Below are 12,914 nucleotides of genomic sequence, written 5' to 3' on the forward strand. Positions count from 1 at the left end.
AGATTCCTCCTGCGGTCAACGGTAGTAGTCCAGCTTGGACTCGAGCTTTTTGAACGCGAATTCGACGACGGCACTCATAATCAGGTAGAAAATACCGGCTGCGATGTACGGCGTAATGGAAACATTCTTCGCCGCAGTCTTGATGGCAATGTCAAACAGCTGCGGCTGCGCAATGATCTGAGCAAGCGCGGTGTCCTTGACCAGAACCATAAATTCACTTCCCGTCGGCGGAATGACGCGCTTGATGACCTGCGGCAGGACAATATGGAAAAATACCTGTGTTTTGGTATAGCCGAGCACCTTGCCGGCTTCATACTGTCCCTGTGGGATGGACTGGATGCCGGAACGGAAAATCTCGCCGAAATACGCGGCATAGTTGACGACAAACGCGATGATACACGCGGCAAAGCGGTGCGGTGTGAGGCCAAACAGGAAGGACGGGGCATACATGCAGAACATCAGCTGGAGCATGAGCGGCGTGCCGCGGACAATCAACTGATAAATGCGGATGATGCCGCCCAGAATTTTGAAGCGCGAGGTGCGGCCGAGCGCGACGAGGAAGCCGAGCGGGACGGCAAACAGGACGGTCAGCAGGAAAATTTGGATGACCTCCCAACAGCCGATCAGCATGTTGGGGATCATGGAGAGGAATGCAGCTGCATTCATCCCGGTAATGCTTTCGATAAATTCCATGGGGCGGGGGTCACTCCTTATTGTAATAGGTGTACTAGATAAGTAATAAAATAGGTAAGCAGAATATAAAAATAGGTAAGTGGGATGTAAAAAGGGGCTGTCCAACGCGGACAGCCCCAGACGATCAGCTTATTCTACCGTAGTTTTGTCGGAACCGAACCATTTGGTGGAGATTTCTTCCAGCGTGCCGTCTGCCTTCAGATCGCGCAGCGCTTTGTTGACAGCTTCGGTCAGCGCGTCATCGCCCTTGCGGAACGCAATTGCATAATCCTCCGCATAGAGGAAGTCGCTCAGAACGACATAGTCCTTGTTGTTCTGCTCAATCAGGTAGTTCGCAACAACGTCATCCATCAGGACAGCATCGGAAGCCTTGGTATCCAGATCCATCAGAGCGGTCAGGTTGTCGTCGAAGCTGTTGACGCTGGCAACCATATCCTTGAGGGCTGCACCATCCTCGGAGTCGAGAGCCTCCTCTGCGGTCGAGCCGGACTGGACAGCCAGTACCTTGCCTTCCATATCGTCGATACTCTTGATGGAGTCATCCGGACGGACAACCAGCGCCATGTGGTTTTCCATGTACGGAATGGACATGTTCATGGACTGCTTGCGTTCTTCACTGACGGACAGGCCGTTCCAGATGCAGTCGATGTTCTTGGCATTCAGTTCCATTTCCTTGGAATCCCAGTCGACCGGCTGGGTAACAAGATCGACGCCCAGCTTCTCGCAGACAGCGGTTGCAACATCGATGTCGAAGCCGACAATCTCGTTGTTGTCGTCGCGGTAGCCCATCGGCGGGAAGGAGTCATCCAGACCGAGCACCAGCTCGCCCTTGTCGAGGATGTACTGAAGCGACTGGTCGGAGCCTTCTGCACCGGAACCTGCGGCGGAGCCAGCCGGGGTGGCAGTATCTTCAGACTTGCTGCCGCCACAGCCTGCGAGCATGCAGACTGACATTGCTGCAACAGCAGCCATAGCCATCAAGCGTTTGAATTTCATAATGATGTACCTCTCTTTTCAGTATAAGATAAGAATAGTGGAATGGCACAGAAGGAACTGCATTCCCTCTGTCCGGGGCGAAGCCTGCGGATACGCCCCCTCCGAATATAATATGATACTATTTTAACATTTCAACCGGATAAATCAATAGCAGAGCACAATAAAAAACGCGGGAAAACGGAAATCTGCCCGCAGCAATTGGTTGTCATACCAAAAATCTATGCTATAATAGAAGCTATAATAGAAGAAACGTCCAAACCCAAATTCAAAAGGAAACAGGGGGACTGATATGAAATTCTTGCAGGCACAGGGGCATTTTGGTGTCCTTGACGGTCAGAAAATCCGTTTTGAGGACGGCCTGAATGTGCTCTATCTGCCCAATGAGGGCGGTAAAACGACATTATGCAATTTCCTGCGCGTTATGCTGTATGGCCTGAATACCAGCCGGCGTGACGGAAAAAACCAGCTTTCGGACAAGACGAAATACCGTCCGGCGGACGGCAACCCGATGAGCGGCATTCTGGAGCTGGAATGGAAGGGACGCCGCATCATCATCAGCCGCCAGACCGGAAAAGGAACGGCTCCTATGCAGGAGTTTTCCGCACATTATGCCGATACCGGTGAAGAATGCGCTGAGCTGACTGCAAAGGACTGCGGACGCATCTTGACAGGTGTGAGTGAGGAGGGCTATCAGTCCTCCGCTCTGATCGACGGACAAGATCAGGCACTTTCTGCCGGAGAGCTGGGTGACCGCATGCTGGCGCTGTCCACGACGGGTGACAGCGCCATGATGTATTCCAACGCGGTGGCACAGCTCGACCACTGGCGCAATGCCCTGCGCGGCACGGGAAACCGTGGGCGATATGCACAGGTCGAAGCGGATATCGCACAGCTCACCCAGTCGATTGGCAGATTGGACGACCTGAGCGAACAGATTCAGAACTATGAGGCGCAGGTGCCCGAGGCCGAGCAGCGCATTGCGGAAGCGGAAGCGGAGCACCAGCAGGCGACTGAAGACTTCACCCTGCTCTTTGTCGCAAAGCGCGAGTCGGCAGAGCGCGAGGAACGGCAGTCGCGTGAGCGGCTCGCCCAGCTGAAAGCGGAGCTCCCGCCCTTCGGCGTGCTGGCAGACGCGGAGCGCGCTACTGCGCAGTTCACGGAAGCACAAGAAGCGTATGACGCCGCAAAAGCAGAGCTGGATGACGTCACCACCAACTATCAGAAATGGAAGGATGACATCGACCAGACAGAGGACGATTACAGCAACAGCTCGCGCAGCCGTTCGGATATCCATATCCGCGGTTGGTCCATGATTCTTGCTGTTGTACTCGGTGTGTTGGCGGTTGTCAGCCTGCTGCAAATCATCCCGTTTGGCCCGTTGACACCATATATGCCATATCTGTTCTCTGTATGCGCCGTCATCGCCCTGATTGTCACGTTTGTCGGCAGCACAGAGTCTCTCGATTCCCCGCCGATGGACTTTGACGAGGAACGCGTCAAGCTGGAGCGCCGCAGGCAGTCCGCCATCAGCCGCGAGGCACAGACGGCAGAGCATCTGGAAAAAATGCGCGAGAGCTTCCGCGAACAGATGCAGCGCATCGCACCGGAGCTTCCGGCAGAAGATGATGCCCGTGCTTTGGAGCATATGAAGATGCTCGACGAGAAAAAGCGCGTTTATCTCGCACGCAAGCGCGAGCATGACGACCTGGCAGAGCATTATTTGAATATCCTGGATACGACCGGCCCACAGGGCGAGGCACGTATGCATATGAACGAAACAAAAAGCGCAGTCGATGAAGCGCGTCAGGCATGCAATACGCTGCACGAATCGATTGCGGCATGCCGCGGCAAGGCAGAGGAAATCGGTAAGCGCGAAGAACTGTGCACTCTGCGCGAGCGGCTGGAAGAGGAAAAGGAAAGTATCCTCTGGCAGCTGGATGCCATCCGGCTGGCGAAGGAATCGCTGGTGCGTGCCAATGCCGAGCTGACCGGGCGCGTTTCTCCGCAGATCAACAAACTGGCACAGGAGTATATGAAAACCCTGACTGCCGACCGCTATACGGCGATGCAGCTGTATACCAACTTTGAGGCAACCTGCCGGCGGGACAACAGTGCAGTGGAAATGGATAAGCTCCGCCTGTCCACCGGCACACGCGACCAGCTGTATCTGGCGCTGCGCCTTGCCGTGTGCAAGGTGCTGCTGGACAATCAAGATGAGAGCGTCCCGATTGTGCTGGACGACCCATTTGTCAACTATGATGACCAGCGCGCCGCCTGCGGCATGAAGCTGCTGCGCGAAATTGCCCGCGAACGACAGGTCATTCTGCTGACCTGCCGCAGACCCTGACAGCAAATAAACAAGTGAACAAAACGCAAAAGCGCTGTACCGAACGCGGTACAGCGCTTTTTGGCTATAAAGCTCAATTTTGACTGACGAAAGAATATTTCTGTGAGGAGGAATATTTACGTCCACAGAGATTCTCTGAGTGAGCATTAAGTGTGATGATTGGTTTGTTTTACGGTATGGTTTTTGTAGGTATTCCAGGTCGGTTCATAGCTTGCATCCGCCTGATTTCCCCACATATCCCAGCCTTCCCGATCGTCGCGGGCAAAGAGCTCGAGGAATGATCCGGGTGAACATTGTTCAATGATTGGGATTATTTCATCCGGTTTTCTTGAATGTTCGCGCTTCTGTGTTCGGATTAAGTTAACTTGAGAGCGAGCCGGAGCGAGAGTTCGATTGTTTTCTCCACGGATCCCAAACAAAAGAATTTCAGTGACATTTCGGAAATAAAATCCGACACCTCGACCATCTGGTTGCCCGTCTTTACGAACTTTTTCCCAAATTATGTTTCCTTTATATTTGAATCCCCAAGCCTGCATTACTGCTAAACTATCGGGAAGAAGTGCGTTCGGAACCCAGAGATATAAATGGCTCTTTTCAGCTGCAACCTGCTCAACGGGTAATTCCATGATATCTTTTAAAGTCATGGTTTCATAACGGTTCAGTCGTTTGTGTTCTGGGGCAACTTTCCCTGTTCGGTTTTGAAATCGCCAAGGCGGATCTGCATATATTGTAGAATATTTTTTTGAGCCGCAAAAAGCAAGAAGATTATCAGACGTTGTTTGGATTGTGCTCATCTATATAGTCCTCCTTCCAATCGGAAATACAATTTTTTTTGATTCCAACTGCAAGAATGGGGCATCCGCCATTTCTGCGTGAATCCAGCCTGTATAACAGTTTGCCAATCCAAGTGGTACTTGCTCCATATTTACGCATAATTGGCTTCCAGAAATTTGATTTCTTGTCAAAATCGTAGACTGTTTTGAAAACATCATTGAGATCCTGTGAACGAGTTACAATAATACCTGCACTGATAATATTACAGTCATAGTATGTCCGCATTGCCAGAAGATCACGATCAAAGGTCTGATCCTTGCTATTCCACTCTAGATCAAACGCAATGCGATTTTTTAGAAAATCAATATTATGTCCGTCGATATATCCTTCTGTTGTGCGTTCTTCAAAAGGGATATTCGAGAAACGACCACGTTGTTCGGCTTGTCTGGGATAGAATTTAATATGTAAATCACCGGAAATGCGAATTTCTCTCCAACCACAAGGATATAGCATGTCATCAAATTTCCTGGGGATTTTGGTTTCATTTCCGCCAGATTCTCTCAGATCTTCTGTGGAAATATTGAGATTATTCAGGCAGTGGACAATTTCATTCCATTCTTCGGGAAATGCCTACGTAATAATTTCATGGGCGTGGTTGTAGTTATAAAACTCAAATTTATCAAAAAGGTCATCACCAATATAATCTTCCAGATGCATTTTTGGAGCTCCTTCAATGTAGTTCAAATTATTATAACAAAAGTAGAATTGCAATTCAACATTTTCAAATGGACAGAAAAGGAGCTCTGGTGTGCTTCCAGAACTCCTTCAACATTTTACTTTGCGTACTCGACGGCACGGGTCTCACGGATCATATTGATCTTGATCTGACCGGGGTACTCCAACTCGGTTTCAATTTTCTTGGCAATTTCACGGGAGAGCAGAACCATCTTGGAATCGGAAACCTGTTCCGGATTGACGATGATACGGATCTCGCGGCCTGCCTGAATGGCATACGAACTGGACACACCGGAGGTAGTATTTGCGATCTCTTCCAGCTTTTCCAGTCTCTTAATGTACGCTTCGAGGTTCTCGCGGCGCGCACCCGGACGGGCAGCGGAAATGGCATCGGCTGCCTGTACCAGACAAGCAACAATGGTTTTCGGCTCAATGTCGCCGTGATGCGCCTGTACTGCGTGAATAATGTCGTTGTGCTCGCGGTATCGCTTGCAGAGGTCAACACCGATGTCAACGTGTGAGCCTTCCATTTCGCGGTCGACTGCTTTGCCGATATCGTGCAGCAGTCCGGCGCGCTTTGCCTGTGTGGCGTCTACACCCAGCTCTGCGGCGAGAATGCCGGCGATGTGGGAAACTTCGATGGAATGCTGGAGAACATTCTGACCATAGCTTGTGCGGTAGCGCATGCGGCCGAGCAGCTTGACCAGCTCCGGATGCAGTCCATGCACACCGGTCTCGAGGACGGCGCGTTCACCTTCCTGCTTGATGGTCTGTTCGACCTCACGGCGGCTCTTTTCAACCATCTCTTCAATGCGTGCCGGATGGATGCGGCCGTCAATGATGAGCTTTTCCAGCGTCAGACGGGCAATTTCGCGGCGAACCGGATCAAAGCACGAAAGTGTAATGGCTTCCGGTGTATCGTCGATAATCAGGTCAACACCGGTCAGCGTTTCCAGCGTGCGGATGTTGCGTCCTTCACGGCCAATGATGCGACCCTTCATTTCGTCGTTCGGCAGCGGCACGACAGATACGGTAGCTTCTGCCACATGATCCGCCGCACAGCGCTGGATGGCGGACGAAATCATTTCACGGGCATACTGCTCGGCTTCGTCCCTGGTGCGCTGCTGGATGTCGCGCAGCTTGATGGCTGCGTCGTGCTGGGCTTCCTGCTCGATGGAGTTGACAAGGAAATCCTTTGCTTCCTCGCGGGTCAGGCCGGAAATGCTTTCCAGACGTTCCAGCTGCTGCTGCTTGTACTGTTCCGCTTCCTCCTGACTCTTCTGTACCTTGGCCAGACGGCGGGTCAGTTCCTCATTTTTCTGTTCCGCTGCATCCGTTTTACGGTCCAGCGTCTCCTCTTTCTGTGTCAGACGACGTTCGGTTTTCTGCACTTCGCTGCGGCGTTCTTTGATTTCACGCTCGAGATCAGCGCGGCTTTTGTGAATTTCTTCTTTCGCTTCCAGTACTGCTTCGCGCTTCTTGCTCTCCGCAGCCTTGATGGAATCGTTAATGATACGCTTGGCTTCTTCCTCCGCGCTGCCGATTTCCTTTTCGGCGACGTTCTTGCGGTAGGCGATGCCGGCGATAACACCCACAAGTATGCCGACGATTGCGGCAATTATAATACCAACCATTGTTCTGATACACACCTCCTGTTTTTGTGATTTTTTCTAAAAATTTCGGAAAGTTTCAGGTAATACCTGTGCGGTTAAACGATAGATCGCATACGTTTTCATACAAAGGCATTATTACTTATTGTAATCGGAAAACAAAATATTGTCAACAGGGGGTATCTGTGCAGGGGAAACAGTAGCATTCTAAGAATCAAGCAATTTTGTCAACATCTTACAAAAAACATCGAAATTTTTAACAATCTCGTCATTTTATATTCCCACTATATTTTTTTAACAAAGCATAGTATAATAGGGACGACAGGCGGATAATCGCGATTTTTGCCTGTACAGGAGGATATTTATGGATCAGTTGATACACAGGCGTGAGGAAAACGGCCTGATTTACTATACCTGTGATACCATCACCACGCCGCATCTGTTTACAACCAAATTCGGCGGTGTGAGCACAGGATACCTGTCTTCGCTCAATCTCGGCTTTAACCGCGGCGATGAGCGTGAAAACGTACTGAAAAATTATCAGATTCTCGCGGATCATTTCGGCGTACCGCGTGAGCGCATGACCATGACCAAACAGGTGCATGGCGACTGTGTGCGTGTGGTGGATGAGAACACGATGGGCATGGGCCTCGGACAGCCGATGAGCTGGCAGACGGATGCCATTGTCACGAACCTGCCGAATGTGCCGCTGTGCGGCTATTATGCTGACTGCGTTGTTACATTGCTGCATGACCCGGTCAGCCGGAGCATTGGCGTGTGCCATTCGGGCTGGCGCGGCACGGCAAACGGCATTTTGGCCAAAACCGTGCACACCATGCAGGAGCAGTATGGTGCACAGCCGGAAAACATCGAAGCGGTCATCGGGCCGTCCATTCATTCGTGCTGTTTTGAAACGGATGCAGATGTGCCGGATGCCATGCGTGAAACAATGGGGCAGGCAGTCGAGCCGTTTATTGAACGGCGCGGTGCGAAATATTTTATCGATTTACAGGGCATCAACCGCATGCGCCTGGAGGATGCAGGCGTGAAGAAGGTGACAGACAGCGGTCTGTGCACCAAATGCATGCACGACGAATTCTGGTCACACCGCGCAACCAACGGCAGGCGCGGCGTACAGGCGGGCATTATCATGCTGGAGGGAGAACAATCATGAAAGCAAAGCGCGGAATTGCGGCGGCACTCGCCGGCGCGCTGCTGCTTACCGGGCTGGCAGGCTGTGGCAGCAAGGACAGCGCGGGCAGCGGCAGCGGCGAAACGGATGCCGGACAGATCGTCAATCAAGCGGCAGACAATGTAAAGGCAGTGGATTCATTTACCCTCGCATATAACGAAAATGACGGCTTTGACCCGCTTTCCTGTACGTCATCGGAAAACCAGCTGATTGCCCAGCTGTGTTTTGAGAGCCTGTTTGCGCTCGATGACAATTTCCAGCCGCAAAAGGTGCTGTGTGATTCGCTGGAGCAGACCGGCAGCCGAGCCTATACGCTGAAACTCCGTTCCGGCGCAAAATTCCACTCCGGTCAGGAGGTTACACCGGCAGATGTGGTCTTTTCGCTCAACAATGCGCGTTTGCGTGAGGATTCCATCTATCAGGATCAGCTTTCCTGCATCTCATCGGTGAAATACAGCGGAGATGAGGTACATATTCGCCTGTACCGGGAAAATTCCAATCTTGCAGCCCTGCTCGACGTTCCGATCCTCCGCAAGGGTACGGACGAGGACGAGTGTCCGGACGGCTCCGGCCCGTATCAACTTGTGACGAGCGACGGAAAAAAGTGCCTGATTCCGTTTGAACAGCGGACAGGCGGCAAGGTCGGTTTCTGTGAGTCGATTACACTGGTGTCGGTGTCCGATGCCACCGGCGCGGCAAACCTGCTGAGCAGCGGCGAGCTGTCCATGCTGATGCAGACGGATGCAGAGCAGTCCCCGGCACAGGGCGGAAAATATACCGCCAGCGTGCCGACCACACGCCTGCACTATCTCGGTGTCAACTGTGACATGGAGCCGTATGACAATGAGGATGTGCGCACAGCACTGTCTCTGCTGCTCGACCGCGAAAGCATTGTACAGACCTGCTTTGCCGGACGTGCGGATGCGGCGAGCCTGCCGATTGTCCCGGTGCCGGACGATGTGGATGCACCGGAGTACAACAAGGAAAAAGCACTTGAACTGCTCGAGGATGCGGATATTTATGACCGCAATGACGACGGTTTTCTGGATATCAGCCGCAGCAGACAGTTTAAAGTAGAAATTATTTATAATGAAAAATACAGCACAAAGGGCGCCGTGCTCCAGCAATACGCGGAAACGCTGACCGAAGCAGGTATTCTGACGGAAGTCAAACCGCTGACCTTTGAAGAATGCCAGAGCAAGCTGCGCAATGAGTCGTTTCAGCTGTATTACGGCGAATACACGATGACCGCCGATTTTGACCTGTCGTCACTGATTTCCAGCAACGGCGAGCGCAATTTCAGCGGCTATTATGACAGCGATATGGAGGACGCTATCAACGGTCTCGCGTCGTATGAAGAGGGCGAAGAAGAAGACGCGCGCAAAGAATACGCGGAATGCTTCGCAGAGCAGACTCCCCTTATTCCAATTGCCTTTGAGCGCACGTTGATTTCGTCGGCGAGCGAACTGCCGAAGCAGTTTGCGCCGTGGCCGGATCAGATTTTCCATGGTATTGAAACGTGGTCAGCATCATGATTGCATATCAAACGACAGACTGACAGAATAAACCCGGCGGGACTGCTCCCGCCGGGTTTTGCTATAGGCTGAGGCTGTCCGCTGGGGACAGCCTGTGCCGGGAAATCATTTGCAGTTTTTCGGCTGCGCCGCTTTGCCGTTGTATTTCTGCGTGGCAGAGGGGACGCCGTTTTCAATCAGTTCGGACACTGCGAGCACGGCGCGGTTCACCGCGTCATTCATGTCGGGCAGCTCGTCCTCTTTGATGTTGGACAGCACCCAGTCCGCAAGGTCATAGTCGGGATGCGGCTTTGCACCGATGCCGACCTTGATGCGCGGGAACTGGTCGGAACCAAGCTGTTCGATGATGTTCTTAACGCCGTTCTGTCCGCCGGCAGAGCCCTTCGGACGAATGCGAAGCGTGCCGACCGGAAGGGAAATATCGTCGAAAATGACCAGAATATGCTCCGGAGGGATTTTGTAAAAATCCGCGGCAGCGCGAACCGCCTCGCCGGACAGATTCATAAAGGTCTGCGGCTTGACCAGCAGGACACGCTTCCCACCGAGCACTGCCTCACCCGTCAGCGCCTGGAATTTCGCGCGGTCACAGCGCACAGCGTGCTTGGCACACAGCGCGTCTATTACGCGGAAACCGGTGTTGTGGCGGGTGTTTTCATATTTCTTTCCGGGATTGCCCAGTCCGATAACCAGCCATTCCACCGGCTGTGCAGGGGACTTGGATTTCTTTTCCTGTTCAAGTTTTGCGAAAATATCAAAAATAGACATGGGTTTGTGAATCAGCCTTCTGCGGAGAGAATAAAGTAATAAACCGGCTGGCCGCCGTTGATGATGGTGATTTCCGCGTCCGGCGCCTCCTTGTGTGCCATCTTCTCGACGCGTGCCGCATCTTCTTCGGTCATATCGGCGCCATAGATGATGTTGATAAACGAGCAGTCCTTGCGTGTCATTTCGCGGATGAGCTTTTTGACCGCGTCATCCAGCTTGCGGCTGTTGGCGCACAGCTTGGATTCAAACAGCGAAAGATATTCGCCCTCGCGGATCTTCTTGCCGTCGAAATCGGAATTGCGTGCGGCATAGGTGACCTGTCCGGAACGGACATTTGCTGCTGCGTCCAGCATGGCCTCACGGTTTTCATCCAGCTCGGCACATTCGTCGAACGAGAGCATTGCGGAAATGCCCTGCGGGATATTCTTGGTCGGAATGATGACGACCGTCTTGCTCTCACACAGCGGAACGGCCTGCTCTGCCGCCATGATGATGTTTTTGTTGTTCGGCAGGACAAAGACAATCTCCGCCGGGACAGCGTCGATGGCGTGCAGGATGTCGTCGGTCGACGGGTTCATGGTCTGACCGCCCTGTACCATCTCATCTACACCGAGATCCTTGAATACGCTGACCAGTCCGTCGCCTGCGGCAACCGAGACAAAGCCGTATTTCTTCTCCGGCTCGGCAATTTTGCGCTCCTTGCTTTCCAGACCGGCAGCTTCCTCGACGATCTTCGCGGAGTGCTGCTGGCGCATGTTCTCAATCTTGACGGTGAGCAGCTGGCCGAACTTCAGACCTGCTTCGAGCGCCTCGTTCGGGCGGTCGGTGTGTACGTGAACCTTGATGATATCGTCGTCATCAACAACAACAAGGCTGTCGCCGATGCTGTCGAGGAACGCGCGCAGGCGCTGTACATTGCGCGACTTATCGCGGCGCTCTGCGATAAATTCGGTGCAGTAGGTAAACGTGATATCCTCGTCCTTGATGTCCGAGAACGTCGCACCGGTCTTTGCATGCTCCGGCTCAGCAGCGATTTTGCGCTCCTTGTGGATGCCGTTATACGCGTCGTACATGCCCTCGAGGATGGTCAGGAAGCCGAAGCCGCCTGCATCGACGACGCCCGCCTTTTCCAGAACCGGGTTCTGGTGCGTGGTCTCTGCCAGTGCCTCATGGCCCTTGTCGATGGCGGCGCGCAGAACCTCGCCGCAGTCGATGTCCGGGTTGGACTGACACAGCTCGAGTACATGCTGTGCCGCAACGCGGGAAACGGTCAGAATGGTGCCTTCCGCCGGCTTCATGACTGCCTTGTACGCCGCCTGTACGCCCTCATGCAGAGCGAGTGCAAGATCCTGTCCCTTGGCAGTCTTGCACTTTTTCAGCTGCTTGGACATGCCGCGGAACAGCAGCGACAGAATGACGCCGGAATTGCCGCGTGCGCCGCGCAGCAGTGCGGATGCCGTCGCCGCACTCGCTGCCGGCAGGTCGGGCTCGGCCAGCTTGGATACCTCATTTTTCGCCGACGCCATCGTCAGCGACATATTGGTTCCGGTATCACCGTCCGGAACCGGGAATACATTCAGCTCATTTGCTTCTTCTTTTTTTTCTTCAATGGACAGTGCGCCCTCGATGACCATAGCGCAGAATAGCTGTCCGTCAATCAGTTTCGACAATGAAATTGCCCTCCTTTACATGCTGGCGCGCAGATGCACGCACGTTCATGGACAGCTCACTCAGTCCGCCCGAATGGCATCGACATATACGTCGACGTTTTTGACATCAATACCGGTCATTTTCTCGACATTATAGCGAACCTCGCTGATAATGGAGCGGCAGACCGTTGCAATGTTGACACCGTGCTCCACGGCGAGATGCAGGTCGATGTTGACACCGCCATCCTCCGCTTCGGTAATGCGCACGCCGCGCGACATGTTTTCGCGGCGCAGCAGGTGTGCAATGCCGTCGGACACAGAACGGATGGTCATGCCTTTGACGCCGAAGCAGCTCATCGCCGCATAGCCCGCGATATCCGCCAGCACTTCCGGCGCGATATTGATAAATCCGAGATCGGCTTTGATCGTCATCACAATTCCTCCTCTATACAATGGAATCCAATTTCCTGATTGGGATGGTTTACAGAATAATTCAATCTTATTTTATAATATTTTTGCAGTTGCGACAAGAGGATTTTACGATTGCTCCAGACGAAGTTGCTGTTATCCGGCACATAAAATAGAAGTGTTCGGTAATGGCATTTCTGTCTGACGTAA

10 protein-coding genes and 1 pseudogene are annotated in these 12,914 nt (G+C 52.8%); 3 read left to right on the forward strand and 8 right to left on the reverse strand.

Features of this window, described 5'->3' with window-relative positions; genetic code table 11:
- Positions 1 to 15: 15 nt before the first annotated feature.
- Both ACLM7Z_RS05705 and ACLM7Z_RS05710 read right to left on the reverse strand, forming a co-directional pair.
- On the reverse strand, positions 16 to 693 hold the full coding sequence (locus tag ACLM7Z_RS05705; protein WP_435645672.1) for an amino acid ABC transporter permease: 678 nt from the start codon (positions 691 to 693) through the stop codon (positions 16 to 18).
- Positions 694 to 822: 129 nt separating this feature from the next.
- Positions 823 to 1,689: an amino acid ABC transporter substrate-binding protein gene (locus ACLM7Z_RS05710; RefSeq protein ID WP_087018909.1), complete on the reverse strand. Its 867-nt coding sequence runs from the start codon at positions 1,687 to 1,689 to the stop codon at positions 823 to 825.
- 289 nt (positions 1,690 to 1,978) lie between these two features.
- On the opposite strand from ACLM7Z_RS05710, the gene ACLM7Z_RS05715 reads away from it, so the two are divergent.
- Positions 1,979 to 4,036 carry an ATP-binding protein gene (locus tag ACLM7Z_RS05715; protein WP_087018907.1) on the forward strand — a complete coding sequence of 686 codons (2,058 nt, stop codon included), beginning with the start codon at positions 1,979 to 1,981 and terminating at the stop codon, positions 4,034 to 4,036.
- Positions 4,037 to 4,182: 146 nt separating this feature from the next.
- On the opposite strand, the gene ACLM7Z_RS05720 is transcribed toward ACLM7Z_RS05715, so the two are convergent.
- From ACLM7Z_RS05720 to rny, 3 genes and pseudogenes are all read right to left on the reverse strand, one after another.
- Positions 4,183 to 4,830: an MT-A70 family methyltransferase gene (locus ACLM7Z_RS05720; protein WP_435645673.1), complete on the reverse strand. Its 648-nt coding sequence runs from the start codon at positions 4,828 to 4,830 to the stop codon at positions 4,183 to 4,185.
- Positions 4,805 to 5,422, reverse strand: a pseudogene (locus ACLM7Z_RS05725) (BglII/BstYI family type II restriction endonuclease); the annotation flags it as partial. The pseudogene ACLM7Z_RS05725 and the gene ACLM7Z_RS05720, both read right to left, overlap by 26 nt.
- 221 nt (positions 5,423 to 5,643) lie before the next feature.
- On the reverse strand, positions 5,644 to 7,179 hold the full coding sequence (gene rny / locus ACLM7Z_RS05730) for a ribonuclease Y (protein ID WP_087018903.1): 1,536 nt from the start codon (positions 7,177 to 7,179) through the stop codon (positions 5,644 to 5,646).
- 340 nt (positions 7,180 to 7,519) lie between these two features.
- On the opposite strand from rny, the gene pgeF reads away from it, so the two are divergent.
- Positions 7,520 to 8,329 (forward strand): peptidoglycan editing factor PgeF, encoded by an 810-nt coding sequence (gene pgeF, locus ACLM7Z_RS05735; protein ID WP_087018901.1) that lies wholly within the window; start codon positions 7,520 to 7,522, stop codon positions 8,327 to 8,329.
- On the forward strand, positions 8,326 to 9,882 hold the full coding sequence (locus tag ACLM7Z_RS05740) for an ABC transporter substrate-binding protein (protein WP_435645674.1): 1,557 nt from the start codon (positions 8,326 to 8,328) through the stop codon (positions 9,880 to 9,882). Before pgeF ends, ACLM7Z_RS05740 begins: the two co-directional genes overlap by 4 nt.
- A gap of 105 nt (positions 9,883 to 9,987) precedes the next feature.
- Here the strand turns inward: ACLM7Z_RS05740 and pth are convergent, their stop codons facing one another.
- The 3 genes from pth to ACLM7Z_RS05755 are packed head-to-tail and all read right to left on the reverse strand — an operon-like array spanning position 9,988 to position 12,728.
- The gene (gene pth / locus ACLM7Z_RS05745; protein ID WP_435645675.1) at positions 9,988 to 10,647 is read right to left on the reverse strand and encodes an aminoacyl-tRNA hydrolase; all 660 of its coding nucleotides are present in this window, start codon (positions 10,645 to 10,647) and stop codon (positions 9,988 to 9,990) included.
- 11 nt (positions 10,648 to 10,658) lie between these two features.
- A complete protein-coding gene (locus tag ACLM7Z_RS05750) occupies positions 10,659 to 12,317 on the reverse strand; it encodes a DAK2 domain-containing protein (protein WP_330395844.1) in 1,659 nt (552 codons plus the stop codon).
- A 60-nt stretch (positions 12,318 to 12,377) separates the two neighbouring features.
- Positions 12,378 to 12,728, reverse strand: coding sequence for an Asp23/Gls24 family envelope stress response protein (locus ACLM7Z_RS05755; RefSeq protein ID WP_087018891.1), 351 nt, complete (start codon positions 12,726 to 12,728; stop codon positions 12,378 to 12,380).
- Positions 12,729 to 12,914 lie beyond the last annotated feature (186 nt).

Source organism: Butyricicoccus porcorum (genome assembly GCF_051246315.1).
Lineage (GTDB): Bacteria > Bacillota > Clostridia > Oscillospirales > Butyricicoccaceae > Butyricicoccus_A > Butyricicoccus_A porcorum.